General features: G+C 71.7%; 28 protein-coding genes, 1 tRNA gene and 1 pseudogene. 16 read left to right on the top strand and 14 right to left on the bottom strand.

The features are described 5' to 3' along the window. The first annotated feature begins 76 nt into the window (after positions 1-76). On the top strand, positions 77-1,738 hold the full coding sequence (locus Sru02f_RS36405; RefSeq protein WP_109035202.1) for an alpha/beta hydrolase: 1,662 nt from the start codon (positions 77-79) through the stop codon (positions 1,736-1,738). A 66-nt stretch (positions 1,739-1,804) separates the two neighbouring features. On the opposite strand, the gene Sru02f_RS36410 is transcribed toward Sru02f_RS36405, so the two are convergent. Continuing rightward, positions 1,805-1,878, bottom strand: a tRNA-Thr gene (locus Sru02f_RS36410). 219 nt (positions 1,879-2,097) lie between these two features. Between Sru02f_RS36410 and msiK the strand changes: the two genes are divergently transcribed. From msiK to Sru02f_RS36425, 3 genes are all read left to right on the top strand, one after another. Further along, positions 2,098-3,234 carry a diacetylchitobiose ABC transporter ATP-binding protein MsiK gene (gene msiK / locus Sru02f_RS36415; RefSeq protein WP_011029527.1) on the top strand — a complete coding sequence of 379 codons (1,137 nt, stop codon included), beginning with the start codon at positions 2,098-2,100 and terminating at the stop codon, positions 3,232-3,234. Positions 3,235-3,456: 222 nt separating this feature from the next. Beyond that, the gene (locus Sru02f_RS36420) at positions 3,457-3,912 is read left to right on the top strand and encodes a hypothetical protein (protein ID WP_109035804.1); all 456 of its coding nucleotides are present in this window, start codon (positions 3,457-3,459) and stop codon (positions 3,910-3,912) included. A gap of 131 nt (positions 3,913-4,043) precedes the next feature. Next, a complete protein-coding gene (locus Sru02f_RS36425) occupies positions 4,044-4,781 on the top strand; it encodes a nucleotidyltransferase family protein (protein WP_109035200.1) in 738 nt (245 codons plus the stop codon). 261 nt (positions 4,782-5,042) lie between these two features. On the opposite strand, the gene Sru02f_RS36430 is transcribed toward Sru02f_RS36425, so the two are convergent. The 6 genes from Sru02f_RS36430 to Sru02f_RS36455 all read right to left on the bottom strand — a co-directional run bounded on the left by Sru02f_RS36430 (position 5,043) and on the right by Sru02f_RS36455 (position 11,737). Further along, positions 5,043-6,761 carry a DoxX family protein gene (locus Sru02f_RS36430; RefSeq protein WP_174855209.1) on the bottom strand — a complete coding sequence of 573 codons (1,719 nt, stop codon included), beginning with the start codon at positions 6,759-6,761 and terminating at the stop codon, positions 5,043-5,045. Positions 6,762-6,878: 117 nt separating this feature from the next. Next, the gene (gene rlmB, locus Sru02f_RS36435; RefSeq protein WP_109035196.1) at positions 6,879-7,823 is read right to left on the bottom strand and encodes a 23S rRNA (guanosine(2251)-2'-O)-methyltransferase RlmB; all 945 of its coding nucleotides are present in this window, start codon (positions 7,821-7,823) and stop codon (positions 6,879-6,881) included. 132 nt (positions 7,824-7,955) lie between these two features. Next, positions 7,956-9,356, bottom strand: coding sequence for a cysteine--tRNA ligase (cysS, locus tag Sru02f_RS36440; protein ID WP_109035193.1), 1,401 nt, complete (start codon positions 9,354-9,356; stop codon positions 7,956-7,958). A gap of 271 nt (positions 9,357-9,627) precedes the next feature. Continuing rightward, on the bottom strand, positions 9,628-10,140 hold the full coding sequence (gene ispF, locus Sru02f_RS36445) for a 2-C-methyl-D-erythritol 2,4-cyclodiphosphate synthase (RefSeq protein WP_109035191.1): 513 nt from the start codon (positions 10,138-10,140) through the stop codon (positions 9,628-9,630). Continuing rightward, on the bottom strand, positions 10,130-10,942 hold the full coding sequence (gene ispD, locus Sru02f_RS36450) for a 2-C-methyl-D-erythritol 4-phosphate cytidylyltransferase (protein ID WP_109035189.1): 813 nt from the start codon (positions 10,940-10,942) through the stop codon (positions 10,130-10,132). Before ispD ends, ispF begins: the two co-directional genes overlap by 11 nt. Positions 10,943-11,254: 312 nt before the next feature. Further along, positions 11,255-11,737, bottom strand: a complete 483-nt coding sequence (locus Sru02f_RS36455; RefSeq protein WP_003953493.1) for a CarD family transcriptional regulator — start codon at positions 11,735-11,737, stop codon at positions 11,255-11,257. Between the two features lie 700 nt (positions 11,738-12,437). On the opposite strand from Sru02f_RS36455, the gene Sru02f_RS36460 reads away from it, so the two are divergent. Beyond that, positions 12,438-13,169, top strand: coding sequence for a copper chaperone PCu(A)C (locus tag Sru02f_RS36460; RefSeq protein WP_109035187.1), 732 nt, complete (start codon positions 12,438-12,440; stop codon positions 13,167-13,169). A gap of 133 nt (positions 13,170-13,302) precedes the next feature. Here Sru02f_RS36460 and Sru02f_RS36465 read toward each other — a convergent pair whose 3' ends face one another. Then, positions 13,303-13,983: a response regulator transcription factor gene (locus Sru02f_RS36465; RefSeq protein ID WP_003974745.1), complete on the bottom strand. Its 681-nt coding sequence runs from the start codon at positions 13,981-13,983 to the stop codon at positions 13,303-13,305. Further along, the gene (locus tag Sru02f_RS36470; protein ID WP_109035185.1) at positions 13,980-15,260 is read right to left on the bottom strand and encodes a sensor histidine kinase; all 1,281 of its coding nucleotides are present in this window, start codon (positions 15,258-15,260) and stop codon (positions 13,980-13,982) included. Before Sru02f_RS36470 ends, Sru02f_RS36465 begins: the two co-directional genes overlap by 4 nt. 214 nt (positions 15,261-15,474) lie before the next feature. Between Sru02f_RS36470 and phoU the strand changes: the two genes are divergently transcribed. The 6 genes from phoU (at position 15,475) to Sru02f_RS36500 (ending at position 19,773) form a co-directional block, all read left to right on the top strand. After that, on the top strand, positions 15,475-16,164 hold the full coding sequence (phoU, locus tag Sru02f_RS36475) for a phosphate signaling complex protein PhoU (protein ID WP_109035183.1): 690 nt from the start codon (positions 15,475-15,477) through the stop codon (positions 16,162-16,164). Between the two features lie 128 nt (positions 16,165-16,292). After that, entirely contained in the window at positions 16,293-16,448 is a 156-nt protein-coding gene (locus tag Sru02f_RS36480) for a hypothetical protein (protein ID WP_164883312.1), read from the top strand. 127 nt (positions 16,449-16,575) lie between these two features. After that, positions 16,576-16,824 carry an SCO4226 family nickel-binding protein gene (locus tag Sru02f_RS36485; RefSeq protein ID WP_011029517.1) on the top strand — a complete coding sequence of 83 codons (249 nt, stop codon included), beginning with the start codon at positions 16,576-16,578 and terminating at the stop codon, positions 16,822-16,824. Positions 16,825-16,990: 166 nt separating this feature from the next. Further along, positions 16,991-17,419: an SCO4225 family membrane protein gene (locus tag Sru02f_RS36490; protein WP_109035179.1), complete on the top strand. Its 429-nt coding sequence runs from the start codon at positions 16,991-16,993 to the stop codon at positions 17,417-17,419. Positions 17,420-17,539: 120 nt separating this feature from the next. Further along, positions 17,540-18,805 (top strand): lanthionine synthetase LanC family protein, encoded by a 1,266-nt coding sequence (locus Sru02f_RS36495; protein ID WP_109035177.1) that lies wholly within the window; start codon positions 17,540-17,542, stop codon positions 18,803-18,805. A gap of 98 nt (positions 18,806-18,903) precedes the next feature. Continuing rightward, positions 18,904-19,773 carry an AraC family transcriptional regulator gene (locus Sru02f_RS36500; RefSeq protein ID WP_167469786.1) on the top strand — a complete coding sequence of 290 codons (870 nt, stop codon included), beginning with the start codon at positions 18,904-18,906 and terminating at the stop codon, positions 19,771-19,773. Positions 19,774-19,785: 12 nt separating this feature from the next. Here the strand turns inward: Sru02f_RS36500 and Sru02f_RS36505 are convergent, their stop codons facing one another. After that, positions 19,786-20,166: a VOC family protein gene (locus tag Sru02f_RS36505; protein WP_003974753.1), complete on the bottom strand. Its 381-nt coding sequence runs from the start codon at positions 20,164-20,166 to the stop codon at positions 19,786-19,788. Positions 20,167-20,273: 107 nt separating this feature from the next. On the opposite strand from Sru02f_RS36505, the gene Sru02f_RS36510 reads away from it, so the two are divergent. Both Sru02f_RS36510 and Sru02f_RS36515 read left to right on the top strand, forming a co-directional pair. Further along, the gene (locus Sru02f_RS36510) at positions 20,274-20,690 is read left to right on the top strand and encodes a cupin domain-containing protein (protein WP_109035173.1); all 417 of its coding nucleotides are present in this window, start codon (positions 20,274-20,276) and stop codon (positions 20,688-20,690) included. A gap of 65 nt (positions 20,691-20,755) precedes the next feature. Continuing rightward, complete coding sequence (locus Sru02f_RS36515; protein ID WP_109035171.1) at positions 20,756-21,175, top strand: VOC family protein; 420 nt, start codon at positions 20,756-20,758, stop codon at positions 21,173-21,175. Positions 21,176-21,364: 189 nt separating this feature from the next. On the opposite strand, the gene Sru02f_RS36520 is transcribed toward Sru02f_RS36515, so the two are convergent. Continuing rightward, complete coding sequence (locus Sru02f_RS36520) at positions 21,365-22,129, bottom strand: dienelactone hydrolase family protein (protein ID WP_109035169.1); 765 nt, start codon at positions 22,127-22,129, stop codon at positions 21,365-21,367. 226 nt (positions 22,130-22,355) lie between these two features. Continuing rightward, positions 22,356-22,547: a DUF6381 family protein gene (locus Sru02f_RS36525; protein WP_109035167.1), complete on the bottom strand. Its 192-nt coding sequence runs from the start codon at positions 22,545-22,547 to the stop codon at positions 22,356-22,358. A 158-nt stretch (positions 22,548-22,705) separates the two neighbouring features. On the opposite strand from Sru02f_RS36525, the gene Sru02f_RS36530 reads away from it, so the two are divergent. After that, positions 22,706-23,569, top strand: coding sequence for an MOSC domain-containing protein (locus Sru02f_RS36530; protein ID WP_109035165.1), 864 nt, complete (start codon positions 22,706-22,708; stop codon positions 23,567-23,569). A gap of 77 nt (positions 23,570-23,646) precedes the next feature. Next, a complete protein-coding gene (locus tag Sru02f_RS36535) occupies positions 23,647-23,856 on the top strand; it encodes a hypothetical protein (protein WP_109035163.1) in 210 nt (69 codons plus the stop codon). Between the two features lie 62 nt (positions 23,857-23,918). Here Sru02f_RS36535 and Sru02f_RS36540 read toward each other — a convergent pair. Both Sru02f_RS36540 and Sru02f_RS36545 read right to left on the bottom strand, forming a co-directional pair. Continuing rightward, positions 23,919-24,023 (bottom strand): annotated as a pseudogene (locus tag Sru02f_RS36540) (GntR family transcriptional regulator); the annotation flags it as partial. Between the two features lie 119 nt (positions 24,024-24,142). Beyond that, positions 24,143-24,904: a phosphoglyceromutase gene (locus Sru02f_RS36545; protein ID WP_003974762.1), complete on the bottom strand. Its 762-nt coding sequence runs from the start codon at positions 24,902-24,904 to the stop codon at positions 24,143-24,145. Between the two features lie 161 nt (positions 24,905-25,065). On the opposite strand from Sru02f_RS36545, the gene Sru02f_RS36550 reads away from it, so the two are divergent. Next, on the top strand, positions 25,066-26,445 hold the full coding sequence (locus Sru02f_RS36550) for an MDR family MFS transporter (RefSeq protein WP_109035161.1): 1,380 nt from the start codon (positions 25,066-25,068) through the stop codon (positions 26,443-26,445). Positions 26,446-26,487 lie beyond the last annotated feature (42 nt).

The raw sequence follows: 26,487 nt of genomic DNA on the forward strand, positions 1-26,487 counted from the left end.
AACCCGGCGGCGGCCGCGCCCCACCCGAACGGACGCCACACCATGCGCCCCCTCCGGGCCACCGGAGGCTGAGGCCATGCCCACAGCACGAGCGATATCCACCGCCGTCCTGCTGTCCACGGCCACCCTGCTCGCCTCCTCCCTGACGGCCTGCGCGCCCACGGACCGGGACGGCGACCGGCAAGGCGACACCGGCGGCACCACCACCGACGCACAAGCCCTGAACGACCTCCGCGCCCAGACCCCGCACTGGCGGGACTGCCCCGCCCCGGCCCCGATCCAGGGCGGCGGCGAAGCCCCCGGCGCGCTCCCCGACGGCACCCCGTGGCAATGCGCCACCCTGCGCACGCCGTTGGACTGGAAGAACCCCTCCGGCAAGACCATGGACCTCGCACTCGTCCGGGCCCGCACCAGCGGCACCCCGGACGACCGGATCGGCTCCCTGCTCTTCAACTTCGGCGGCCCCGGCGGCTCCGGCGTCACCACCCTTCCCGGCCTGGCCGCCGACTACGAGAAACTCCGCACCCGCTACGACCTCGTCAGCTTCGACCCGCGCGGCGTCGGCAACAGCGGCGGCGTGCGCTGCCCGGACGCCGGCCTCCCCGACGAGGACGAGATCGACAACATCCCCGACGACGGGGGCGACGAGACCAACGCGCTCGTCCGCTTCAACCGGGAGACCGCGGCCGCCTGCGAGAAGCACTCCGGCGACGTCCTCCCCTACGTCGGCACCACCCAGGCAGCCCGGGACATGGACCTGATGCGCCAGGTCCTCGGCGACGAGAAGCTGCACTACCTCGGCATCTCCTACGGCACCGAACTCGGCGGCGTCTACGCGCACTTGTTCCCGGAGCGCGTCGGCCGCGCCGTACTCGACGGTGTCGTCGACCCGACCCACGACATGATGGAGGAGGCCCTCGCCCAGGCCGGCGGTTTCCAGCTCGCCTTCGAGCACTTCGCCGCCTGGTGCGCCCGGCAGGGCTGCACGCTGGGCGAGGACGCCGAGGACATCGTGGACCTCGTCGTCGGCCTCGAGGCGGCCCTGGACGACACGCCCCTGCCCACCCCGGACGACGGCGAACTCGACGGCGACGCCCTCGTCGCGGCCGTCACCGGCGCCCTCTACCGGCAGGACTACTGGCCCGCGCTCCGGGTCGGCCTGGAAGCCGCCGCCGACGACGACGGCGACGTCCTGCACGACCTCGCCGAAGCCCTCGGCCAGCACGGCACCGGCGGCGACACGGACGACGGCACAGCCGACGGCACGACCGACGGCACGACCGACGAGGAAAGCAACGAGGACGACGCCTTCCGGGCCATCACCTGCGACGACTCCAGCAGCCGCTACACGGTCGCGGACGTCCTGTCCCGCCTGCCGGACTTCCTCGAGGCCTCCCCGCTCTTCGGCCCCGGCCTCGCCTGGGGCACCCTGTCCTGCGACGGCTGGCCGGTCCCCGGAGCGGCCCGGCACCCCGAGGTCGGCGCCCCGGGCGCGCCCCCGGTCCTCCTCGTCGGCAACACCGGCGACCCCGCCACCCCCTACGAGGGCGCCGCCCGCATGGCCCGGCGCCTCGGCGAGAAGGTGGGCATCGAGCTGACGTACCGGGGCGAGGGCCACGGCGCCTACGACAGCGGCAACACCTGCGTCCGGAACGCCGTCGACGCCTACCTGCTGAACGGCACCCTCCCGAAGCCCGGCACGGTCTGCGAGGCCGAACCCCTGCCCGAGGGCAAGTAGCACCCCGGACCAACGCCGACGCCCCCGCGATCCAGGATCGCGGGGGCGTCGGCGTGCCGGCTGCGGAGCCCCCTGTCGGATTCGAACCGACGACCTTCGCTTTACAAGAGCGGCGCTCTGACCAGCTGAGCTAAGGAGGCACGCGCGCGTCGGGCGCGCGCAGGCTGCTCCACTGTACACAGAGCCGGTGAACGATGTGATTCGAAAATTTCGGCGGAATTCACAGACTCCCAGCTACTGACAGATCAGGTGAACGCCGGGTACCGTCCTGCTCAGCTTCACCCGTGTGGACTACACCACCACCTTCCTACAACGGATCGTCCGGCACGTTCCTGCCGGTAGAAGGGGGCCCTTTCACCATGGCCACTGTTACGTTCGACAAGGCGACCCGTGTGTACCCGGGTTCCACGAAGCCCGCCGTCGACGGTCTCGACATCGACATCGCGGACGGCGAGTTCCTCGTCCTGGTCGGCCCGTCCGGTTGTGGCAAGTCCACCTCGCTCCGGATGCTCGCGGGGCTCGAGGACGTGAACGGCGGCGCCATCCGCATCGGCGACCGCGACGTGACGCACCTGCCGCCGAAGGACCGGGACATCGCCATGGTGTTCCAGAACTACGCGCTGTACCCGCACATGTCGGTCGCCGACAACATGGGCTTCGCGCTCAAGATCGCCGGCGTCAACAAGGCGGAGATCCGGCAGAAGGTCGAGGAGGCCGCGAAGATCCTCGACCTCACCGAGTACCTGGACCGCAAGCCGAAGGCGCTCTCCGGCGGTCAGCGCCAGCGTGTGGCGATGGGCCGCGCGATCGTGCGTGAGCCGCAGGTGTTCCTCATGGACGAGCCGCTGTCCAACCTGGACGCCAAGCTCCGCGTCTCCACCCGTACGCAGATCGCCTCGCTCCAGCGCCGCCTGGGCATCACCACCGTCTACGTCACCCACGACCAGGTCGAGGCCATGACGATGGGCGACCGCGTCGCGGTCCTCAAGGACGGTCTGCTCCAGCAGGTCGACTCCCCGCGGAACATGTACGACAAGCCCGCGAACCTCTTCGTCGCCGGCTTCATCGGCTCCCCGGCCATGAACCTGGTCGAGGTCCCGATCACCGACGGCGGCGTGAAGTTCGGCAACAGCGTCGTCCCGGTCAACCGCGACGCCCTGAAGGCCGCCTCCGACAAGGGCGACCGCACGGTCACCGTCGGTGTCCGCCCGGAGCACTTCGACGTCGTGGAGCTGAACGGCGGCGCGGCCAAGACCCTGTCGAAGGACTCGGCGGACGCCCCGGCCGGACTCGCGGTCTCGGTGAACGTCGTGGAGGAGACCGGCGCCGACGGCTACATCTACGGCACGGTCGAGGTCGGCGGCGAGACGAAGGACCTCGTGGTCCGCGTCAGCAGCCGCGCGGTGCCGGAGAAGGGCGCGACCGTCCACGTGGTGCCGCGTCCGGGCGAGATCCACGTGTTCTCGTCCTCCACGGGCGAGCGCCTCACCGACTGAGAAACCACGCGACCGGGTGATTTCACCCGCGTTGACGAAAAGAGCCCCGCGGCCTGCTGCGGGGCTCTTTTCGTTGTCGACAAATACCCCGGCACAACGGACGTTTCGACCGGTGTTCGTCAATCCCCTATCCCGTTCACGGCCACTCTTCATCCCCCGATAGGGTGACTAAATGTCGCCAAATCATTACCGGGCGCTACCCTCACTCGCGTGAAGCACTCCGTGAAGCACTCCACCACCCGACAGACGCGACGCGGCCGGGGCCCCGCCCGCCGGATCGGCCGCTCTCTCGCCTTCGTCCTGCCCGTCGTCCTGGTGCTCTCCGGGACTCTCGCGGTCACCCGCGTCAACTGGTCCGGGGATCCCTCGGACTCGGTGCTCGCCGCGTCCGAGGCCACCTCGCCGAAGGCCTCCTCCGCCCGCGCCGCCCGCGCCCCGCACGAGGTGCTGCGCGACCGGCTGCTGACCGAGTTGCAGGAGGAGGACCCGGGCGTCGCACTGACCCACCTCCAGCAGGCGGTGAACGAGCGCCCGTCGCTGGCCGACCACTGCGCGACCATCGCCCGCGCGCTGGGCCGCGCCGCGGTGAAGGTCTACGGCCCGACGCGCGCCCAGTCCTACGCCCGTCCCGTCTGCGACACCGCCTTCGCCTCGGGCGTCCTGGCAGCGCACAGCTAGGGGGGTGTCGTTTGGATCAGGCCGGCCGCGGCCCACGGTGCCTTGTGCCAGACCCCGCGACCCCGGCAAGATCCAAACGACGCCCCCTAGCACCCTCCGGAGGCGGGTGGGGCGCCGCGTACAGTTCGGGCATGACCGATCCGAACGCCGCGTCCCGCCGCCCCGTTCAAGCCGTCGTCCTGGCCGGCGGGCAGGGTTCCCGGCTGCGCCCCTACACCGACGACCGGCCCAAGCCGATGGTCGAGATCCCGGGCACCGGGACTCCGATCATCGGCCATCAGCTCGCCTGGCTCGCCGAGGAGGGCGTCACCGACGTCGTGGTCTCCTGCGGTCATCTGGCCGAGGTGCTGCAGAAGTGGCTGGAGAGCGCCGACCTGCCGCTCTCCGTCACCACCGTCGTGGAGACCGAGCCGCTGGGCCGAGGCGGCGGCCTCAGGTACGCCGCCGCCCACCTCCCGCACCCGGACCGGTCCTGGTACGCCACCAACGGCGACATCTGGACCCGTTTCTCGCTGCGCGACATGGCCGACTTCCACGCCGAGCGGGACGCCGTCGCGACCCTCGCCCTGGCCCGCCCGCGGCTGCCGTGGGGCGCCGTGCAGACGGACGGCTTCGGCCACATCACCGACTTCATCGAGGCGCCGCCGTCGACCTTCGAGATCAACGCGGGCGTGTACGTCTTCTCGCCGGAGTTCGCCACGATGCTCCCGGAGCGCGGCGACCACGAGCGCACCACCTTCCCCCGGCTGGCCCGCGAGAACCGCCTGGCCGGCTTCCCGATCCCGCAGGGCTCCTACTGGCGGGCGATCGACACCGCGAAGGACCTGACGGAGGCGGCCCGGGAACTGGCGGCCCTGTCCGGCCGCTGACGGCCCCGGGCCCATCCCGTACGGCAGTGGGGCCCCGCACATCCCGTGCGGGGCCCACTGCCGTACACGCGGAGCGTGCGCTGCCGCCAGGGCCTGTCTGACAATTCGCGTCGTCGCCCGAAGGGCGGCCGCGCGGCGTCAGGTGGGTGCTCTCGGTGCGCCGGCCCCAGACCCGCGTACTGGCCGTACTCGGGTCTGGGGCCGGTGCGGCGAGAGTGCGTGCATGGCGTCGCGCGGCAGACGGCAATTGTCGGACAGGCCCTAGCCCAGGAGGCCGCCCACCAGGCGGCTGCCGGGGTCTCCGGTGGAGGAGGAGCCGCCGCCGTCACCGCTCCCGGTGGAGCCGGTGGAGCCGCCGTTGCCGCCGGTCGAGGTGCCGCCCGCGGTCGGTCCGGCCGTGGTGCTCGGTGCCTGGCCTGCCGGGGTGGACTGGCGGGGCGGTGCCTGGCCCGTGGTGCCCTGGGTCTGGCTCGGCGTACCGCCGCCGGTGGCGGTGCCGCTGCTGTCGCGGGTCGCGCCCGGGGTGGTCGCGGAGTCCCCTGAGGGCGTGGACGCCTCGCCGGTGGCGCCCTGGGTGGGTGAGGCGGAGGCCTCCGGGGAGGAGGGCTTCGGCTCGCGGGTGCCGGGCTCCTGCGGGAGCGGGGAGCCGGGCAGTTCGTTGCGCGGGGACTCGCCGGGCCCGGGGACGACCACGCGGTCGGCGTCCCGGACGGCACCGCCGAGGACGGAGCCGACGAGGAGGGTGACACCGGCGACGAGGAAGGTGACGAGCGCGCCGCGGCGCAGGACGTAGCGGCGCAGGTCCCAGATGTCGGAGCGGGGGCCGAGCCGGCGCCAGGCACTGCCCGCGAGCCTGCCGTCCACGGAGTAGACGGGCGCCCCGGCGATGATCAGCGGGGACCAGGCGGCGAGGTAGATGATGTCGGGCGCGTCGTAGACCGGGACGCTCTTCCAGCTGACGGTGACCAGGAGCGCGGCGGACAGGCCGGCGCCGATGACGGCGGCCACCCGCTGCCAGCAGCCGAGCACGGTCAGGACGCCCACCAGCACCTGGAGGAAGGCGATGACCAGCCCGGCGCCCACCGGGTGGGCGAGGGCGAACTGGCGCAGCGGCTCGGCGACGTCCCAGGGGTGCAGGGTGTTGAGCCACTTGACCATGGAGCCGCGTTCGCCACCGTCGAAGTAGACGGGGTCGCAGAGCTTGCCCATGCCGGCGTAGATGGAGATGAAGCCGAGGAAGACGCGCAGCGGCAGCAGGACGACGCCGAGGTTCATGCGGCGGCCGGGGAAGTAGGCGTGCCGCGCCGGGTCGTCGGTGCGGCGCCTGCTGCGGGGCTCGCCCGGGTCCGTGTCCTCGCCGTAGCCGTCGGAGCCGTAGTCGTCGGAGCCGTAGTCGGTCCCGAACTCCCGCGTGCCGTAGGCGGAGTCGTCGTAGACCGGCTCGTCGTACGCGCTGCCGACGGTGCGCATGGCGGGCAGCAGCCGGGTGCCGTCGGGCACGGGGCCGCGCTGGGCGCCGACGAGGGGGGTCTCCAGCGTCTGGGTGGCGGGGCCGTCGTCGTAGTCCAGGGGGCCGCCGTCGAGGTCGATCCGGGGGATGACCTGCGTCGCTCCGGCGTCGCCCGCGTGGTCGGCGGCCGGGTCCTCGGCGTGCTGACCGGCTCCCGCCCGCACCGCCTGGAGCAGCCGGTGCGCGCCGGTGTCGTCCGGGTCGGACCGCCCGCTCCACACGACGGCGCGGCGACGGCCCGGGGCGGCGGGCATGCGGGCGGGGTCCTGGGTGGCGCTCAGGTGCCGCGCGATCCGCGGGGACTGGGTCCGCCGGGCGGAGGCACCGAACTGCACGCGGAAGCTCGCGTGGTTGACGATGACCTGGGCCGGATCGCTCGGCACCTTCACCATGCTCAGCGCGGGAGCGTCGTCGTATCCCGACGAGCGGTCCCCCGTGGGTGTGCGGGGTGTTCTGGTGTCCACACTCATCTAACCGAGTGATGTGTCGTTAGGACACTGCCTTGACCGGCCCGATCTGTCCGGACCGCGTCAAGCATGTCCGGACAGCCTCGAACACCCCGTCCGGGTCATACGGCGAACGCTTGTTCAGGAGCGCCGACGCGCCGCCTCGTACAGCACGATCCCCGCCGCCACACCGGCGTTGAGGGACTCGGCGCCGCCCGGCATCGGGATCCGCACCCGGAAGTCGCACGTCTCGCCGACGAGCCGCGAAAGCCCCTTGCCCTCGCTGCCGACGACGATGACCACGGGGCCGCCCAGGGCCTCCAGGTCGCCGAGTTCGGCCTCGCCGTCGGCGGCGAGACCGACGACCGTGATGCCGGCCTTCTGGTACTGCTCCAGCGCCCGGGTGAGGTTGGTGGCGCGGGCCACCGGCGTACGGGCGGCCGTACCGGCGGACGTCTTCCAGGCGCCCGCCGTCATGCCGGCCGCGCGCCGCTCGGGCACGACCACGCCGTGGCCGCCGAAGGCGGAGACGGAGCGGACGACGGCGCCCAGGTTGCGCGGGTCGGTCACCCCGTCGAGGGCGACGATCAGCGGGTCGGCGCCCTCGTCGTGGGCGGCGGCGACCAGGTCCTCGGGGTGCGCGTACTCGTACGGCGGGACCTGGAGGACGAGCCCCTGGTGGTTGAGCCCGTTGGTCATCCGGTCCAGCTCGGGACGCGGCGCCTCCATCAGGTTGATGCCACCGCGCTCGGCGGCGAGCTGGAGGGCCTCGCGCACCCGCTCGTCGTTGTCGATGAACTGCTGGACGTAGAGCGTGGAGGCGGGCACGCCCTCGCGCAGCGCCTCGTAGACCGGGTTGCGGCCGACGACCAGCTCGGACGTCGACCGGCCGCCGCCGCGCCGCTGCTGCGGGCGGCCGCCGGTGGCGCGGCGCGCCTTGGCGTTGGCGGCGCGCTGCTTGGCGTGCCCCTTGCGCATCTCGGCGGGGGGCGTCGGCCCCTTGCCTTCCAGGCCCCGGCGTCGCTTGCCGCCGCTGCCGACCTGCGCGCCCTTCTTGCCGGACATGCGGCGGTTGTTCGCGGCCATGAGTACCTGTCTCCGCTTCTCTGCTTCTGTGCGTCTCTGCGTCTTACGGGGGTGTGCGTCGTACGTGCGTCATGTGCAGTGTGCCGCCCGGAGGGCCGGGCGGCACAATCGATCTACGATCCCGGACTCGGGTCAGCGGGGGCCGAGGCTCCAGCGGGGCCCCTGCGGGCCGTCCTCGATGACCAGTCCGGACTGCCCGAGCCGGTCGCGGATGGCGTCGGCCGTGGCCCAGTCCTTCCGCGCCCGCGCGCCCTCGCGCTGGTCGAGCACGAGCCGTACGAGGCTGTCGACGACGTGCCGCAGGTCCTCGCCCTGCGCCTGCTCCCCGGCCCACTGCGCGTCCAGCGGGTCGAGCCCCAGCACGCCGAGCATGGCCCGCACCTCGGCGAGCCGGGCGACGGCGGCGTCCTTGTCGTCGGCGGCCAGCGCGCTGTTGCCCTGCCGGACGGTGGTGTGCACGATCGCGAGCGCCTGCGGCACGCCCAGGTCGTCGTCCATCGCCTCGGCGAAGGCGGGCGGCACCTCGGCGGCCGGCTCGACGGCATGACCGGCCAGCTCGGTGACGCGCTGCACGAAGCCCTCGATCCGCGCGTACGCGGACTCGGCCTCGCGCAGGGACTCCTCGCTGTACTCGATGGTGGAGCGGTAGTGCGGGGTGCCGAGGTAGTACCGCAGCACGACCGGGTTCCACTTCTTCACCATCTCGCTCACGAGCACGCTGTTGCCGAGCGACTTGGACATCTTCTCGCCGCTCATGGTGACCCAGGCGTTGTGCACCCAGTACCGGGCGAAGGCGTCGCCGAAGCCGCGGGCCTGGGCGATCTCGTTCTCGTGGTGCGGGAAGATCAGGTCGATCCCGCCGCCGTGGATGTCGAACTCCTCGCCCAGGTACTTGTGCGCCATCGCGGAGCACTCCAGGTGCCAGCCGGGCCGGCCCCGCCCCCACGGCGTCTCCCAGCTGGGCTCCCCGGGTTTGGCCGCCTTCCACATGGCGAAGTCGCGCGGGTCCCGCTTGCCTGTCTCGCCGTCCTCGGAGGGCTGGCGCAGGTCGTCGAGGTCCTGGTTGGACAGCGACAGGTAACCCGGCAGGGACCGCACGTCGAAGTAGACGTTGCCGTCGGCCTCGTAGGCGTGGCCGCGCCCGATGAGACCGCGCATCATCTCGACCATCTCGGTGATGTGCCCGGTCGCGCGCGGCTCGTACGTCGGCGGCAGGCAGCCGAGGGCGGCGTAGGCGTCGTTGAACGCCCGCTCGTTCTCGTACCCGATGGACCACCAGGGGCGGTTCTGCTCGGCCGCCTTCCTGATGATCTTGTCGTCGATGTCGGTGACGTTGCGGACGAAGGTGACGTCGTAGCCGCGGTACGCGAACCAGCGGCGCATGATGTCGAAGTTCAGCCCCGACCGGATGTGCCCGATGTGCGGGGCGGCCTGCACGGTGGCACCGCACAGGTAGATCGAGACGCAGCCCGGCGTGAGGGGGGCGAAGTCACGGATCTGCCGGGCGCTGGTGTCGTACAGGCGAATAGTCACGGGTCCAGGGTAGTAGGCCCCGAGCAGTGCCAGGGGCACACGTGCGCCGTTGTTGCCGGACCGAGCCACACCCCCCGCGAGCCGGCACTTCGAGACACGGGGCCCGCTTCTTGTCCCCGCGGGCCGGCACACCAGGGCGTCTGGCCCGCTTCTTCTCCCCGCGAGTCGGGTGGTGGGTGGGCATAGGCCGGGGTCCAGGGGCGGAGCCCCTGGCGGGGTGCGGGGCGGAGCCCCGCACGGCAGGGCGACGCGGGGTGCCCACCCCCACGCTCTAAGCCACCCGCACGACCAACGCCGTGGCCACCGCCATCAGCCCCTCCCCCCGCCCGGGGAACCCCAGCCCGTCCGTCGTCGCCCCCGACACGGACACCGGCGCCCCCACCGCCGCCGACAGCACCCCCTCCGCCTCGGCCCGCCGCTTGCCGATCTTCGGCCGCGCCCCGACCACCTGAACCGCGACGTTCCCGATCCGGAACCCCCGCGCCCGCACGATCCGCGCCGCCTCCGTCAGCAGCGTCACCCCGGACGCCCCGGACCACTCCGGCCGCCCGGTGCCGAAGTGCTGGCCCAGGTCCCCGGCCCCCGCCGCGGAGAACAGCGCGTTGCACGCCGCGTGCGCGACGACGTCCGCGTCGGAGTGCCCGGCGAGCCCGGTCCCCTCGCCCTCCCACTTCAGCCCGGCGCACCACAGCTCACGCCCGTCCTCGAAGGCGTGGATGTCCGTACCGATCCCGACCTGCGGCAGCAGCGGCAGCTCTCCCGTACCGGGACTCTCAGAACCCATCGTTCAGCCTCCTGCGCGCCAGTACCGCCTCCGCGAGCACCAGGTCCAGCGGACGCGTCACCTTGAACGCCTCCTCGTGCCCCGGCACCACCACCACCGCGAGCCCCAGCTGCTCGACCATGCTCGCGTCGTCGGTGACGTCGTCGGTCACCGTCCCGTGGGCCCGCACCAGCGTCGCGCGGTCGAAACCCTGCGGGGTCTGCACCGCGCGCAGCCGCGCCCGCTCGGGAGTGGCCACCACCGGCTCCGGCTCGCCCGGCGCCGCCGCGGGCTCGACCTGCTTGACGGTGTCGGCGAGCGGCACCGCCGGCACCACCGCGGGCGCGCCCTCCCGTACGGCGTCGATCACCGCGTCCACCGTGTCCACCGGCACCAGCGGCCGGGCCGCGTCGTGCACGAGGACGATGCCGTACTCGGGCGGCAGCGCGTCCAGGCCGAGCCGTACCGACTCCTGCCGGGTCTCGCCGCCGGGCACCACGACGAAGTCCGTCCTCTCGGGCAGCGCGTGCGCGTCGAGGAGGCTCTTGACCTCGCCCGCGCCGTCGGGCGGGGCGACGACCACGACGAGGGAGACCGCGCGGGAGGCGGCCATCGCCCGGACCGCGTGGATGAGCATCGGCGTGCCGCCCAGCGCGCGCAGGGCCTTGGGGGCGCCCGGTCCGAGCCGCACCCCCCGGCCCGCTGCCGGAATCACGGCGGCGGTCCTGGCGGGCGGACGGCCCGCGGCGGACGTCTCCGCGGATGTCTCCGCGAACGTCGTCGCAGGCGTCTCGACGGGTGAGGGACGCGATTCGTCAGACATCGGTTCCTGTCAGGTTTGTGTGCTCGACCTAGTTGGGTATGGCCTCACCGTGCCGGGCGCGATGCCTTGACCGGACCCTTCCGTGACCCTGGTCGAGCCAGCAGCCCGGGCCCGGCACGCCAGGACCCGGGGAAACCTCCCGGGATGAGCGTACGAGGATCATCGGCATCCGGACGTCCGGATGCCGGAAACCGTGTCCGGGTACGAACATGCCGCAGCGCCCGGCGACAGCAAGGATGTCATCGGGCACCGCGGCATTTCAGTGCGCTGAACGTGGGTGACGGTCTGCGCCTCGCGCCGGATCCAGTCGGATCAGGAAGCGAGCACCTCGTCGAGCAGGGCCTCCGCCTTGTCCTCGTTGGTGTTCTCCGCGAGAGCCAGCTCGCTCACCAGGATCTGGCGGGCCTTGGCGAGCATGCGCTTCTCACCTGCGGAGAGTCCGCGCTCGCGCTCGCGCCGCCACAGGTCGCGCACGACTTCCGCGACCTTGATGACGTCGCCGGAGGCGAGCTTCTCCAGATTTGCCTTGTAACGACGCGACCAGTTCGTGGGCTCTTCGGCGTACGGCGCGCGCAGCACTTCGAAGACCCGGTCCAGCCCGTCCTGACCGACCACATCACGCACGCCGACGAACTCCGCATTGTCCGCTGGCACACGTACCGTCAGGTCGCCCTGGGCGACCTTCAGCACCAAGTAGGTCTTGTCCACGCCTTTGATCTGGCGAGTTTCGATAGCCTCGATCAGCGCGGCCCCGTGATGGGGATAGACCACGGTGTCGCCAACCTTGAACGTCATGTGACAGGTACCCCTTCCGTGGCTATCCAGGGTAACACGGAAACGGCGTCTTCTGAATGGCGTTTTCGCAGGTCAGGGCATATCTCGGGGCTTGACAACAGCGACAGGAACGTGCTGCGCCGGGCGAGCGGAAGAAAGTATTCGCAGGTCGGAGCCGCTGTCCAGGCCGGTCGAAACACGCACGTCACACACATCCGGAGCCCTCGCCACCCGCCCGAAGATCCCGATATGTCCGGTTCCGCGTGTGCGACTTCCGCTACTCCGTTCGGAGGCCGCTGCCGGGTTCCGGACGAATCCGGAATTGATCACGACGCGCCCCCCGGCCGTCCCCGGTGATCAATTTCCTGGCCGTCCGCGCATTCCTTCACGGAAATTTCGCGCACCGATCCCGACCTGTATGGCGGAGGGCTTCATAGCTGAATGTCGGACGAGTACGAGCCGCTAAACGGCCCACCGGAACAACGCGTACCGGCGCCCCGCCCGTGCGGGAACGGCGCCCCCGGTGCACCGGTGCCGCGCCTCCCCCTCGTCCCGTGCCGCCCCCGGCGCCTACCGCCTGCCGAGCGAAGCCGGATGTCTTCGGGGAGGGTCGGGTGCGGCGGCTCAACAACGGCTCGGTAGCCTGAGGCCGCTGACAGCCACTTAGGGCGGCTTTATCCGTTGCCGCCACCCCGCTCGAGTCCAAGGAGTTGCCGCCGCCGTGAGCAGCAGCCTTCGACGCGGTGCCCTCGCCGCCGCCGCCATCGCGTTCTCGATCGCCTCGCTCGCCGCGTGCGGCGCCGGTCACAACGCCCAGACGCTGGAGATCAAGCCGGACAACGCTGCGACGTCCGTGGGCGACATCAAGGTCCAGAACGCGGTCGTCATCACCCAGCCCGACCTGGAGTCGACCGGCCCTGCCGTGGTCTCCGCCACCCTGTTCAACAGCGGTGACAAGGACCAGACCCTCGAATCCGTCACCGTGGCCGGAACCGGCAAGTCCGCCGAGCTGAAGCCCGCCAAGGGCGAGAAGGGCGACCTGACCGTCCCGGCCGGCGGCAGCCTGGTCCTCGGCGGCAAGGACAACGCCGCGGCGGTCCTGCCCAGCAGCCGCGAGGCGGTCCGGGACGGCAACGCGCAGAAGATCACCTTCAACTTCAGCAAGACCGGCGCCGTGAGCCTGCGCGCGTTCGTCGTCCCCGCCGAGAGCTTCTTCGCCGAGTGGGGACCGAGCGAGACCCCGGCGGCCCCGGGCGCCTCCGCGCAGCCCTCCGGGGAGGCCTCCGCGGAGACCTCGGGCGAGCCGGCGGACGGGGAGTCCTCGGGCACCCCTGCGGACGGCGAGACGGCCCCCGGGACGGACGAGTCCGCCGGTGGCGCCACCGGCGACCCGGACGGGACCGGCACGGGCACCGGCACCGAGACCGGCACGGGCACCGAAGCCGGCCACTGAGCACCCTGCGGACGCCCCGTACGGACGCCGTACGGACACAGCGGCGCACGACCGAAGGGCGGGACCTCTCCGTGAGGTCCCGCCCTTCGCCGTGTCCGGTGGGCCGCCCCGGCCGGGCGGCCGGCGGGCCGGTCTACGGCTCGAACTTGTAACCCAGCCCGCGCACCGTCACCAGGTACCGCGGCGCGCCCGGGTCGGGCTCGATCTTGGCGCGCAGCCGCTTGACGTGGACGTCGAGGGTCTTGGTGTCACCGACGTAGTCGGCGCCCCAGACCCGGTCGATCAGCTGCATGCGGGTCAGCACGCGGCCGGCGTTGCGCAGCAGCATCTCCAGCAGGTCGAACTCCTTCAGCGGCAGGTCGACCTTGGTGCCGCCCACGGTCACCACGTGCCGGTCGACGTCCATCCGGACGGGCCCGGCCTCCAGGGCGGCCGGGGCGACCTCCTCCGGCTCGCCGCGCCGCCGCAGTACGGCTCGGATGCGGGCGACCAGCTCGCGGGAGGAGAAGGGCTTGGTGACGTAGTCGTCGGCCCCTATCTCCAGCCCGACGACCTTGTCGATCTCGCTGTCCTTGGCGGTCACCATGATCACGGGAACGTTCGAGCGGCCGCGCAGCTGGCGGCAGACCTCGGTGCCCGGCAGGCCGGGCAGCATCAGGTCGAGGAGCACGAGGTCGGCGCCGTTGCGCTCGAACTCGTCGAGTCCGTCGGGGCCGGTGGTCGCGATGGCGACCTCGAAGCCCTCCTTGCGGAGCATGTACGACAGGGCGTCGGAGAAGGACTCCTCGTCCTCGACGACGAGCACACGGGTCACGGAAGGACCTCCGGGGCGGGAAACGTTTCGTACGGGGCTGTATGGGGGGAATGCGGGGCTGATGACGACCGCTCGGTCTCGGCGCTGAGTCCGGGGCGGTCGGACCGCCGCTGCGCGCGGTCGCGGGCGAGGCCCGCCTCCGGCAGTCGCAGGGTGAAGGTGGAGCCCTGGCCTTCGGCGCTCCACACCGTGACCTCCCCGCCGTGCGAGGCGACCACGTGCTTGACGATCGCGAGACCCAGACCGGTGCCTCCGGTGGCCCGGGAGCGGGCCGGGTCGACGCGGTAGAAGCGCTCGAAGACGCGCTCCTTGTCCTTCTCCGAGATGCCGATGCCCTGGTCGGTCACGGCGATCTCGATCAGGTCGCCGCCGGGGGCGGCGACGCGGCGGGCGGCTATGCCGACGCGGGTGCGGGCCGGCGAGTAGTTGACGGCGTTCTCGACGAGGTTGCCGAGGGCGGCGGCGAGCTGGCCGCGGTTGCCGCGCACGTGCAGATCCGCCGTGCCTCCGGCGGCCATGGTGATCTGCTTGGTGCCGGCCGCGTGCCGGCAGCGGTCGATGGCCTCGGCGACCAGCTCGTCCACCCGGACGGGCTCGGCGTCGTCGAGGGGGTCGTCGTTCTGCACCCGGGACAGGTCGATGAGCTCCTGCACCAGGTTCGTCAGCCGGGTCGCCTCGATCTGCATCCGCCCGGCGAACCGCTCCACGGCCTCCGGGTCGTCCGCCGCGTCCATCACGGCCTCGGACAGCAGCGACAGCGCCCCGACCGGCGTCTTCAGCTCATGACTCACATTGGCGACGAAGTCGCGCCGTACCGCCTCGATACGGCGGGCCTCGGTGAGGTCCTCGACCAGCAGCAGCACCAGCCGGGAGCCGAGGGGCGCGACGCGTGCGGAGACGGCGAGGGCCTCCCCCCGCCCGTTCCCGCGCCGCGGCAGGTCCAGCTCGACCTGCCGTATCTCTCCGTCCCGCCGGGTGTCCCTGGCCATCTGCAACATCGGTTCGACGGCGAGCCTGCCGCCCCGGACCAGGCCGAGGGCGTACGCCGCCGAGCTGGCCTTGACCACCGCGTCGGCCTCGTCGAGGACGACCGCGGAGGAACGCAGTACGGAGAGGACGGTGTCGACACCGGGCGGCAGCACGGGATCGGTGTGGAGCGAGGTGCGGGTGGGGCGCTTCTGCTCCCGCTCGCTCCAGCGGAACGCCAGCACGGCGATGACGCCGGTGAGTACTCCGGCGATCGCCGCCACTGCGGCGACCGCCGCGTTCACGTCCATGTCTCCAGGTTAGGCACGGCGAACCGTCCGGCCCCAGCCATCCGGGTGCGACCTCGAACACTCGTCGCCCAGAGTTCACCTTGGAGCCAGGGACGGTTCATTTGGGGTGCCGGAAACGGACGCGTACAGGCCGGAACGTGTAAGCGTGGGGGCACGGCGGGGGGCGCGAAGCCGTCTTCGAGCCCCCGAAACGGACGTACGAGAGGGAATCCTGATGCGGGACGCGTACCACGAGGAACTTGATTCGATCGGTGACGGTCTGGTGGAGATGGCCCGGCTGGTCGGGTCGGCCATCGGACGCGCCACGACCGCGATCCTCGACTCCGACCTCAAGCTGGCCGAGGCGGTCATCGAGGCGGACCAGAAGGTCGACGACCTCCAGCACGAGCTGGAGGCCCGGGCGATAACCCTGCTGGCCAGGCAGCAGCCGGTGGCCACCGACCTGCGCATCGTCGTGACCTCGCTGCGGATGTCGGCCGACCTGGAGCGTTCGGGCGACCTGGCCCAGCACGTGGCCAAGCTGGCCCGGCTGCGCTACCCGGAGCGTGCGGTGCCGCACGACCTGCACGCGACCATCCTGGAGATGGGCCAGCTCGCGCAGCGCCTGATGGCCAAGGCCGCCGAGGTGATCATCACCAAGGACGTCGACCTGGCGCTCCAGCTGGAGCAGGACGACGACGCGATGGACCTCCTGCACCGCACCCTCTTCCAGCACCTGATGGACGACCGCTGGAAGCACGGCATCGAGACCGCGGTCGACGTCACCCTCCTGGGCCGCTACTACGAGCGCTTCGCCGACCACGCGGTCTCGGTCGCCAAGCGGGTGGTCTACCTGGTCACCGGCGAGCACGCGGACGACCTCCAGGCGGACATCCAGCCGGCGACGCAGGTCGAGGGGGCCTGAGCGCACCCGCGCGTCAAGGGCGCACCGGGGCGGGCGCGCGCCCCAGTGCGCCGTTGATGCGACGGCCACCGGGGGCGTGCAATGGACCCACACACCCGGGCCCCAGGCACCCGCTTCCAGGAGGAACCATGGCCGATTCCCCCAGCACGAAGCCCGACCCCGCACAGGAACGCCCCACCGAGCAGCCCACCGAGATCCGCAGCCTGCCGCTGATCGCCGCCTGCGGCTGCGGCTCGGGCTGCGGCTGCGGCTGCCAGTCGGGCAGCCCCTGCCAGTGCGGCTGACACGGTAGACCGGGGCAGGCCGCGGCATGCGGTGGCACACGGTCGACAGTGGTGCGGCGGCCGGTTCGCCCCGGCCGCCGCACGGGCGCACCCTGGAAGGAGGACCCTGAAGGGGGTGCGAGACGCCATGGCTCACTTCATGGACGTACACCGTGGGATGCACGGCATCACCTCGGACCAGTTGCACCAGGCCCACCAGGCCGATCTCGCCGTGGAGAAGGACGAGAACGTCCACTTCGAACAGGCGTGGGCGGACCCGGCCTCCGGCACGATCTACTGCCTCTCCGAGGGGCCGTCGGCCGAGGCGGTCCAGCGCGTGCACGAACGCGCGGGCCACAAGGCGGACGAGATCCACGAAGTCCCCCTGTCGGCATAGGCCGTGTCGGTATAGGGCCGCGTCGGTACAGGCCGGCCCGGCCACCCGCAGGCGGGTACCGCGACACCCCGGACTTGAGTACGGGTACTCAGGCCCGGGGCGGGCTCCCGGTCGACCCTGGTTCAGGAGCACGACCACGACCACCACCTCGGGGAGCCCGGATCCCATGAACAGCACCCAGCCGAACAACGCCCGAGCCGACCGACCCGGCAGGACCGACCGGACCGGCGGGACCGACCGGACCGGCGGGACCGACCGGATACGCGGCCTCGTCCGCCTGGCCGTCGCCAACCGCGTCTCGGCGGTGTACCTCACCGTGGTCGGCGGCGCGATGGCGGTCGCCGCGGCGCAGCCCCTCTTCGGGACCGGCCCCGACGCGTCCCTCGTCTGGGTCTGGCCGGCCCTGTTCACCTTCCCGGCGTTCGGCTTCGTGGCCTGGCTCGGCGAGGCGGGCTGGGGCGGTGACGCCCCGACGTGGTTCTTCGTCGGCGGCATCGTGCTCTCGGCGCTCGTCCAGTCGCTGGCCCTGGGGGCGGTGTGGCGGGCCCTGCGCGGGCGCCGGGGCAACCGCGGCCACCTGACGACGGCGCACTGACTCCGCTCCCTCCCCGCCTGTCCCCCTCTCCCGCCTCTCCCGCTTCCCCCCTCTCCCGCCTCTCCCGCCTCTGCGGCCTCCGTCGGCTTCCGCGCCGGACGCGGATGCGAGAGTGGCCCCATGACGGCACCAGGAGCCACGGTCGTGGCGGTCGACGAGGTCGAGGACATCGCGGTGGACGGGCTGCGCTGGCTGACGGGAGCGGCCCGGGAGACCCCCGGCGGTGGCCTCGCCTGGCCGGTCAGGCCCTCGGACGACGCCGTCGAGCCGATGCTCTACAACGGCACGGCCGGCAACGTCCCCGTGCTCCTGGAGGCCTGGCGGCACTTCGGCGACGACGCGTACGCCGACACCGCCTTGCGCGCGGCCCGCGACCTCGCCGCCCGGGTCGACGACCTGGAGGACGACTCCCTCTACTTCGGCCGCACGGGACTCGCCCTGGTCCTGCGGGCGGTCCACGCCGAACTGGGCGACCCGGCCTCGGGCGAGGCCGCCGACCGCGCCCTGCACCTGGTCCGCTCCCGCTTCGACGGCACGCGCTGGGGCGAACTCTTCGAGCTGATGGGCGGCAACGCGGGCATCGGCCTGGGCGCCCTCCTGGCCGGCGACCCCGAGCTGGCCGTCCTGGCCGTGGAGCCGTACCTGCGTACGGCGGAGCGGACCGCGCACGGCGTCCACTGGCCGCACCGCACCGGCGTCGTCGCCCGCCTGCACCACGTCTCGCACGGCACCCTCGGTATCGCCCTGGCCCTCGCCCGCGTCGGCGGCGCCACCGGCCGCGGGGATCTGCTCGACCTGGCGCTGGCCGCGGTGGCCGACGTCGTGGCCCGCGACTCCGACGGCCCCGACGGCTTCCTGGCCCCGCACTCCACCCCGCAGTTCCTCCCGGACCTGATCGACCCGGTCAGCTACGGCTGGTGCCACGGCCCCTCCGGCGACGCCCAGCTCTTCCGCGCCCTGCGCGACGTCACGTCCGACCCCGCCTGGACCGCCCTGGCCGACCGCTGCTGGCACACGGTGACCCACTCCGGCCTCCCCCGGCGGCTGCGCCCCGGCTTCTGGGACAACAACGGCCGCTGCTGCGGCACGGCGGGCGTCCTGGCCCTGGCCTGCGACCGGATCGCCGAGCAGCGGGACGCGTCCGACTTCGCCGACGTCCTGGTCACGGACCTGACCGCCCGCGCCACCCGGGACCGCGAGGGCGCCCGCTGGTCCAACGTCGACTTCCGCTCCACGCCGGGCGAGCTGGAACCGCAGCTCGGCTGGGCGATGGGCACCGCGGGAATCGTCCGCGAACTGCTCCGCCACGTGCGCCTGGCCCGCGGCGGCACCCCCGCATACGCCTTCACCTGGCCGGACCAGCCCCCGGTGCCGGTGCCCGCCTGACCGAACCGACAGGACCGACAGGACCGACCGGACCGGACCGCTGCGATCGGGCGCCGCCGATGTGCCCCCTGCCACGGTGGATGCCGAAGGGAGGCCGCATGATCTCGGCACTGAACCGCCTGGTCGACCTGGTCGAGGACCACCTCGGCGAGGAGCCGGACGTCCCCGCGCTGGCCGCGAGGCTCGGCACGACCGAGTACCACCTGCGCCGGATGTTCTCGTCGCTGGCGGGCATGCCGCTGTCGGAGTACGTCCGCCGGCGCCGCATGACGGTGGCCGCCGCCGACGTCGTACGGGGCGAGGACGACCTGCTGACCGTCGCCGTCCGGTACGGCTACGGCTCGACGGAGGCGTTCGGACGCGCGTTCCGGTCGGTCCACGGCATCGCTCCGCGCGACGTACGCCGCGACGGCGGCCCCCTTCGGACACAGCCGCAGCTCAGGTTCCGCCTGACCGTCGAAGGGAGCACCCCCATGGACACCCGCTTCACCGACCGCCCCGCGTTCCGCCTGGTCGGCCACGCGACCCGCGTCCCCCTCATCCACGAGGGCGTCAACCCGCACATCCAGCAGCACATCGCCGCACTCCCCCAGGAGGCCCACGCCCGCCTGAAGTCCCTCGGCGACACGGAACCGGCCGGCCTGCTCCAGGTCAGCGACGACGTGGCCCAGGACAGCCCGGAGGGCACCGAACTGACCTACCTCCACGGCGTGGCCGTCACCACCGACACCCCGGCCCCCGACGACCTCGACGCCATCGAGGTACCGGCGGGCACATGGGCGGTCTTCCGCAGCTCGGGCCCCTACCCGGACGCCCTCCAGACCACCTGGGCGGCCACGGCGGCCGAGTGGTTCCCCTCCAACCCGTGGCGCCTGCGCCCCGGCCCGTCGATCGTCGCCGTCCTGGACCGCGCGGACGACTTCACGACGGCGACGACGGAACTGTGGCTCCCGGTCGAACCGGCCTGACGAGCCGACGACTCACAGGGGACTGAGACGGGCCTTGAGCAGACAGAACTCATTGCCCTCGGGATCGGCGAGGACGTGCCACTGCTCCTCGCCGGTCTGCCCGATGTCGGCCGGCCGCGCCCCGAGCTTCAGCAGGCGCTCCAGCTCGGCGTCCTGATCCCGGTCGGTGGCGTTGACGTCGATGTGCAGCCGGGACTTGCCGGGCTCCGGCTCGTCCCGGCGACTGAGGATGATCGTCGGCTGCGGCCCGCCGAACCCTTCCCGCGGCCCGATCTCGAAGTACTCGTTGTCCTCACGGTCGAGCACGACGAAGTCCAGCACCTCGCACCAGAACCGCGCCAGCGCCTCGGGGTCACGACAACCGAGCACCAGCTCACTGATCCGACAAGCCATGACCGAAACCTGCTCTCGACGGGGAAGCACGGGGACGAACGCGCTGGTGACCGTACCTGGAGGGTCGGCCGGGGGCGAAGGGTTTTCCACTGCTAGCTTCCAGAACCATGACGGACGACGTGTACGTGGGCAACGCGGGCGAGGACGCGGCACTGGACCGGGGATGGCTGCTGGGGCACTTCAAGGACGCCTCCGACCCCCGCCACAGCGAGGACGTCGAGATCAAGTGGGGCGTGCATCCGAAGGGGGACGAGCGCGCCCAATGGGTCACCGGCGAGGACCGCACCGCGCTACAGGTCCTCGTCAGCGGACGCTTCCGGGTGGAGTTCCCCGGTCGCAGCGTCGTACTGGCCGAACAGGGCGACTACGTCGTGTGGGGCAGGGGCGTCGACCACTCCTGGTACGCGGAGGAGGAGTCCGTGGTCCTGACGGTGCGGTGGCCGTCCGTGCCCGGGTACGCGGTCGCCGACACCGACGCCGACGCCGAGCAGGACGGGTCCGGTGGGCAGGACGCCGGGAACTGAAAGTCCGCTCGGCGACGGCGGAGACCCCATACCCTGAGCGCCCGTCCGCACTGCCTGGGGGAGAAATGGCCAGTAGGTTCACGGAGTTGGTCCTCGACTGCCACGATCCGGAGCGGCTCGCGGCCTTCTGGTGCGCGGTCCTGGACTTCAAGGTGATCGACAGGGGCGAGGACAAGGTCGAGATCGGCTCCTGGGAGCCGACGGTCGAGGAGGTCCGCGCCCGCCAGATGCCGCCCACGCTCGTCTTCATCCGGGTGCCGGAGGGCAAGACCGTGAAGAACCGGCTCCACCTGGACGTGAGCCCGATCGACGGCAGTACGGAAGACGAGGCGGCCAGGCTCCTCGCCCTCGGCGCCACCAGGGTGGACGTGGGCCAGGGGCCCGGCCGGAGCTGGGCGGTCATGGCCGACCCCGAGGGCAACGAGTTCGACGTCGTACGCAGCCTGGCACCGTCTGATCAGAGGCTCCCCGCCGACCGCTCATGAGCGAGCCGTTGTCAGTGGTTAAGGCTAGGGTCGCGGACGCGCGGTCGGCATCCGAGGTACCCAGCTCTGCAGTGCGGCTGCATCCCCGGTTCTGTCCGGGGGCGGCCCGGGAACAGCCCGGGACCCAACCGACGACCGGGCTTGGTCGATGGCCAAGAGCGAGACCTGCCAGCGCCGACCGCGCACTCATCAACGACGCGAGCGACCGGGTTCCCCACCGCGATCCAGGGTGCGACCGAGAAGGGGCAGCAGGCGGTCCCAGTGGAGCCGCAGTGCGGCGGCGTCGAAGGCGTCGGTGTCGGACATGGTGAAGCCGTGGACGGTGCCGGGGTAGATCTCCGAGGTGTAGCGGACACCCGCCGCATCCAGGGCCTGGTTCAGCTCGCCGAGGCCCTCGGGCGTCAAGTCGCTCTCGGCGTGCCCGAAGTGGACCTCTGCGGTGAGCTTGGCGAGGCTGTCGGCCCCGTCGGCTCCCACGGGCGCGTGGAACGCGGCGAGGGCGGCCACCTGCCCCGGACGGGCCACCGCGGTGCGCGTCGCCAACAGACCGCCGATGCAGTAGCCGGTCACCGCGACCGGCCCTGGCCCGACCTCGGGCTGAGCGGTGAGGAACGCGAGAAAGGCGTCGGCGTCACGCAGCACCCGTTCCGCCGTGTGCACCTCGATCAAGGGCATCAGCTGGCCGAACACCGCGCCCCGGACTTCCTCTCCGATGTACTCGGGCAGCTCGACGACCGGCGCCGGGCCGTGCCGGTAGAAGAAGTTGGGCACGAGTACGTAGTACCCGTGCCCGGCGAGTTCGCGGGCCAGCTCCCGCAGTACGGGCCGGATCCCGAAGCCGTCCGCGTACATCAGCATCCCTGGATGCCGCTCCCCACCGCCCGGGAAGGCGGCGAACGCGTCGGCCTGTCCGTCCGCGGTAGGGATCTGCAGCGACTTGGACCTGGTGGGCATGAATTCTCCTGTCGTAGTTGATGTGTCGAGCTTGTGATCAACACGACGGAGGCGGTGCCCTCGCGGCAGCGCGGGTTCCTCGGTCGGACAGCGGGCCCGTACCGGCCCGTACGGCACTCAGAAGAGCACCGGGTCACCAATCCGTGTGTGGCGCGAGGCCGTCCCGGTAGTCATGACCCCAGAACATAGCCCAGCTCTCGACGGCACCGCTGGTACCGTCGCTTCCTCACTCCGACGGATAGATGTCCCCGCCCCGCTCCATGCTTTCCTCTTCGCTCTGGCTCTGCAGCCTTCGGGCCTTCTCCTGGAGCCTCTTCCGCTCGCCGGGGTCGCTGGTCCGTTCCGAGGCGGCCTTCAACTCCTGGGCCTTGTCCCGCATCTGCTGGAGCCGGGCGCGAGCTTCTCCACCTGCACTCATGTGATCCGTCCTCGCATCGTGAGCGGCAGTTGCGCATACCAGCGAATCACACACGGCTACCCTCCGCACCTGGAGCGTTACCCGCGCTTCTGCCGTCCGGAGGCGCTCCGCGATATCGGCGTACGTTCTACTGTGATCGCGGACCGAAGGGACGCCGCATGGCCAACGTCGTGGATCTGATCTGCTATCCCGTCAAGGGGTGTGCGGGCACGTCGACGAGCGGTGCGCTTCTGACTCCGGCGGGCCTCGCCCACGACCGGAGCTTCATGGTCATCAGCGAGGACGGAATCTTCCGCACGCAACGCCGACACCCCCGCCTCGCCCTGATCCGGCCTGCCATCAGCACCGACGGTACTCGGCTCACGCTTGACGCGACCCGCGGTGCGGACGGTGCCGAAGGCACCGGCCGCTTCGGCACGTTGTGCCTCGACGTGACGACATCCGCGCCGCGCCGCGACGTCGATCTGTTCGGCACCGTCTTCCAGGGGATCGACCAGGGCGACGAAGCCGCCGCCTGGCTGTCGGAGTTCCTCGGCGCCCCCAGCCGTCTGGTCCGCGTACCGCCGGAGCACGACCGCATCACCGACGGCCTGACCCCTGGCCCCTCCGGCTACGCCGACAGCAGTGCGGTGCACCTGCTGTCCCGCGCCTCCCTCGCCCTCCTCAACCAGCGGCTGGCCGAACGCGGCGCCCCGGCCCTGCCGATGAACCGCTTCCGCCCGAACATCGTCGTCGACAGCGACTGGGCAGCCGTACCGCACTCCGAGGACCGCGGGCGCCGCATCTCCATCGGCGGTGCCGAGTTGGGCTATGCCAAGCTCGCGGTGCGCTGTGCCGTCACTCTGGTTGAGCAGGAGGCCGGGGCAAGGCGGGGTCCGGAACCACTGCGCACCCTCGCGACCTACCGCCGGGCGGCAAGCGGCGGCGTGGTGTTCGGCGCCAAGTTCTCCGTGATCACGCCGGGGAAGCTGTCGGTCGGCGACGAGGTCGTCATCCAGGAGTGGGGCGACGCCGACCTGTAGGGACTCCCGGCCCGGCCGCATCCGGCACCGGCGAACTCTGTTGCCCGGTGTGCCACCCATCGGATTCGATCGCAGTCATGACCGATGGCGCCGCAGTCGACGTTGCCGACGAGCAGATCGTCAGCAACCAGATCATCCGGGGTATCAAGACCCTCCGTGACCATCTGGACTGCTCTGTCCATGAGGCCCTGGACATCTTTGTTGCCAGGTACGAGGTCCTGAGGGCGGAGCGCCCAGGCGACTTCGCCTGCGGCCGTGACGAGTACTGGGCCGGCTTCTACTCGTGAGACCGAGCCTGCCGTCGGCAGTGTCGTAACTCGGACTGTGGCGTGGGACAGGACCGCCCGTCTTACGCGTCGAAGTCGTACTCCAAGACGTACGAAGCGGCGTCCAGCTTCATTTCGTTGATCTCGACGGCGCGACCCTCGTCCGTTCACGCGGTGCGGCAGATTTCGAGATGGCCGACGCCTGGCCTCCGTCCTGATATGGCCGCTCACGCGAACGCCGGCCCGAAACGCCAGTCGGCCCCCGCCCTGCCGAGTAACGGCAGGACGGGGGCCGACTGAGGTGGGCCTACTTCTTCTTGCCCTGGTTCTTCACGGCTTCGATCGCGGCCGCCGCCGCGTCCGGGTCCAGGTACGTGCCGCCCGGGTTCAGGGGCTTGAACTCGGCGTTCAGTTCGTAGGACAGCGGGATGCCCGTCGGGATGTTCAGGCCCGCGATGTCGGCGTCGGAGATGCCGTCGAGGTGCTTGACGAGGGCGCGGAGCGAGTTGCCGTGGGCGGCGACCAGGACCGTGCGGCCGGTCAGGAGGTCGGGGACGATCGCGTCGAACCAGTACGGGAGCATGCGGCCGACGACGTCCTTGAGGCACTCCGTCTGCGGGCGCAGCTCCGGCGGGAGCATCGCGTAGCGCGGGTCGGAGAACTGGGAGTACTCGGCGTCGCGGTCCAGCGCGGGCGGCGGGGTGTCGTAGGAGCGGCGCCACAGCATGAACTGCTCCTCGCCGAACTCGGCGAGCGTCTGGGCCTTGTCCTTGCCCTGGAGGGCGCCGTAGTGGCGCTCGTTCAGGCGCCAGTGGCGGTGGACCGGGATCCAGTGGCGGTCGGCGGCCTCCAGCGCGAGCTGGGCCGTGCGGATCGCGCGCTTCTGGACGGACGTGTGGACCACGTCGGGCAGCAGGCCGGCGTCCTTGAGCAGCTCGCCGCCGCGCGTCGCCTCCTTCTCGCCCTTCGGGGTGAGGTTGACGTCCACCCAGCCGGTGAACAGGTTCTTCTCGTTCCACTCGCTCTCGCCGTGGCGGAGGAGGATCAGCTTGTACGGTGCGTCGGCCATGCTCCCGAGCGTAATCCAAGGCTCTGATCCCCCGCGCGTGCGCCCGGTGGGCGGACGGTTGACGGGAAGTGTTAATTGAATGGCTTCCCCGAGAGAGCCGTTTGTAAGTTGTGCTTACCGCATCAGCCGCTTACAGCGATCTCAATCACCTCGGGGGACCCATGCCTGTCGCCGGACTCGGACGTGACGCACGCGAGACCGTCTCCGGGCTCCCCCGCGAGTTCTGGTGGCTGTGGACCAGCACCCTGGTCAACCGGCTCGGTGCCTTCGTCGCCACCTTCATGGCGCTGTACCTGACCATCGACCGCGGCTACTCCGCCTCGTACGCCGGTCTGGTCGCCGCCCTGCACGGGCTCGGCGGGGTCGTGTCCTCGCTGGGCGCCGGGGTGATGTCCGACCGGCTGGGGCGGCGGCCCACGCTGCTGGTCGCGCAGACCTCCACCGCGCTGTCGGTCGCGCTGCTCGGCTTCGTGCGGGACCCGGTGGCCATCGCCGCCGTCGCCTTCCTGGTCGGCATGGCCAGCAACGCCTCCCGGCCCGCGGTGCAGGCGATGATGGCGGACATCGTGCGGCCCGAGGACCGTATCCGGGCGTTCTCGCTCAACTACTGGGCGATCAACCTCGGCTTCGCGATCTCCTCCATGGCGGCCGGGTTCATCGCCGAGGTCAGCTATCTCGCCGGGTTCATGATCGAGGCCGGGATGACGCTCGTCTGTGCCGTCCTCGTCTTCGTGAAGCTGCCCGAGTCCCGGCCCCAGCAGGAGACGACCCTGGACGACGGCCCGGGCAAGGGCACGGCCGTCTCCCTGGGGACCGTGGTGCGCGACGGGCGGTACATGAGCGTCGTCGGGCTGTCCTTCCTGATCGCCGTGATCTTCCAGCAGGCCTACGTGGGGCTGCCCGTCGCCATGGGCGACGCCGGGTTCACGCCCGCCGACTTCGGGCTGGCCATCGCCGTCAACGGCGTCCTGATCGTCGTCCTGCAGATCCCCGTCACGCGGTTCATCGAGCACCGCGATCCGCGACTGCTGCTCGTCGCCTCGTCGCTGCTGGCCGGGTACGGCTTCGGGCTCACCGCCTTCGCCGGGTCGGTCGGCGTCTTCGCCCTCACCGTGTGCGTGTGGACGCTGGCCGAGATCGTCAACGCGCCGACCCAGACCGGGCTCGTCGTCCGGCTGTCGCCGGTGCACGGGCGCGGCCGGTACCAGGGGATGTACACCATGTCCTGGGCGGTCGCCTCCCTCGTCGCCCCGCTGATGTCCGGGTTCGTCATCGACCGCTGGGGCGCCGAGTGGCTGTGGGGCATCTGCGCGGTCGTCGGCACCGTGGCGGCGGCCGGGTACTGGGGGCTCATGCGGGGCCTGCCGGACGACGGCCACAGCTACAGCCACAGTCACAGTCACAGTCACAGCGATAGCGGCAACGGCAGCGACAGCGACAGCGACAACAGCAACGGCAACGGCAACGGCAGCGACGAGATGCCGGTGGCCCCGGAAGCGTCCGCCGTCCCCGCGCCCCGGGTCGACACCAGCGCCGTCTGACCCCGCCGCTCGCCGGGCGGGCGCGTCCGATCCCGGGCGCGT

Origin of the sequence: Streptomyces rubrogriseus (assembly GCF_027947575.1) — a bacterium.
In the GTDB taxonomy this organism is placed as follows: domain Bacteria; phylum Actinomycetota; class Actinomycetes; order Streptomycetales; family Streptomycetaceae; genus Streptomyces; species Streptomyces rubrogriseus.

What these genes read in the sequence shown, in the direction of transcription:
- ispD (WP_109035189.1), bottom strand. Translation starts at nt 10,942, where the DNA reads ATGTCTGACGAATCGCGTCCCTCACCCGTCGAGACGCCTGCGACGACG.
- Sru02f_RS36505 (WP_003974753.1), bottom strand. Translation starts at nt 20,166, where the DNA reads ATGGCTTGTCGGATCAGTGAGCTGGTGCTCGGTTGTCGTGACCCCGAG.
- Sru02f_RS36455 (WP_003953493.1), bottom strand. Translation starts at nt 11,737, where the DNA reads ATGACGTTCAAGGTTGGCGACACCGTGGTCTATCCCCATCACGGGGCC.
- Sru02f_RS36425 (WP_109035200.1), top strand. Translation starts at nt 4,044, where the DNA reads ATGACCGATCCGAACGCCGCGTCCCGCCGCCCCGTTCAAGCCGTCGTC.
- Sru02f_RS36500 (WP_167469786.1), top strand. Translation starts at nt 18,904, where the DNA reads ATGATCTCGGCACTGAACCGCCTGGTCGACCTGGTCGAGGACCACCTC.
- Sru02f_RS36545 (WP_003974762.1), bottom strand. Translation starts at nt 24,904, where the DNA reads ATGGCCGACGCACCGTACAAGCTGATCCTCCTCCGCCACGGCGAGAGC.
- Sru02f_RS36525 (WP_109035167.1), bottom strand. Translation starts at nt 22,547, where the DNA reads ATGAGTGCAGGTGGAGAAGCTCGCGCCCGGCTCCAGCAGATGCGGGAC.
- Sru02f_RS36485 (WP_011029517.1), top strand. Translation starts at nt 16,576, where the DNA reads ATGGCTCACTTCATGGACGTACACCGTGGGATGCACGGCATCACCTCG.
- Sru02f_RS36405 (WP_109035202.1), top strand. Translation starts at nt 77, where the DNA reads ATGCCCACAGCACGAGCGATATCCACCGCCGTCCTGCTGTCCACGGCC.
- phoU (WP_109035183.1), top strand. Translation starts at nt 15,475, where the DNA reads ATGCGGGACGCGTACCACGAGGAACTTGATTCGATCGGTGACGGTCTG.
- Sru02f_RS36470 (WP_109035185.1), bottom strand. Translation starts at nt 15,260, where the DNA reads ATGGACGTGAACGCGGCGGTCGCCGCAGTGGCGGCGATCGCCGGAGTA.
- Sru02f_RS36520 (WP_109035169.1), bottom strand. Translation starts at nt 22,129, where the DNA reads ATGCCCACCAGGTCCAAGTCGCTGCAGATCCCTACCGCGGACGGACAG.
- msiK (WP_011029527.1), top strand. Translation starts at nt 2,098, where the DNA reads ATGGCCACTGTTACGTTCGACAAGGCGACCCGTGTGTACCCGGGTTCC.
- Sru02f_RS36510 (WP_109035173.1), top strand. Translation starts at nt 20,274, where the DNA reads ATGACGGACGACGTGTACGTGGGCAACGCGGGCGAGGACGCGGCACTG.
- Sru02f_RS36495 (WP_109035177.1), top strand. Translation starts at nt 17,540, where the DNA reads ATGACGGCACCAGGAGCCACGGTCGTGGCGGTCGACGAGGTCGAGGAC.
- Sru02f_RS36535 (WP_109035163.1), top strand. Translation starts at nt 23,647, where the DNA reads ATGACCGATGGCGCCGCAGTCGACGTTGCCGACGAGCAGATCGTCAGC.
- Sru02f_RS36430 (WP_174855209.1), bottom strand. Translation starts at nt 6,761, where the DNA reads ATGAGTGTGGACACCAGAACACCCCGCACACCCACGGGGGACCGCTCG.
- Sru02f_RS36480 (WP_164883312.1), top strand. Translation starts at nt 16,293, where the DNA reads ATGGCCGATTCCCCCAGCACGAAGCCCGACCCCGCACAGGAACGCCCC.
- Sru02f_RS36530 (WP_109035165.1), top strand. Translation starts at nt 22,706, where the DNA reads ATGGCCAACGTCGTGGATCTGATCTGCTATCCCGTCAAGGGGTGTGCG.
- Sru02f_RS36515 (WP_109035171.1), top strand. Translation starts at nt 20,756, where the DNA reads ATGGCCAGTAGGTTCACGGAGTTGGTCCTCGACTGCCACGATCCGGAG.
- Sru02f_RS36550 (WP_109035161.1), top strand. Translation starts at nt 25,066, where the DNA reads ATGCCTGTCGCCGGACTCGGACGTGACGCACGCGAGACCGTCTCCGGG.
- rlmB (WP_109035196.1), bottom strand. Translation starts at nt 7,823, where the DNA reads ATGGCCGCGAACAACCGCCGCATGTCCGGCAAGAAGGGCGCGCAGGTC.
- Sru02f_RS36490 (WP_109035179.1), top strand. Translation starts at nt 16,991, where the DNA reads ATGAACAGCACCCAGCCGAACAACGCCCGAGCCGACCGACCCGGCAGG.
- ispF (WP_109035191.1), bottom strand. Translation starts at nt 10,140, where the DNA reads ATGGGTTCTGAGAGTCCCGGTACGGGAGAGCTGCCGCTGCTGCCGCAG.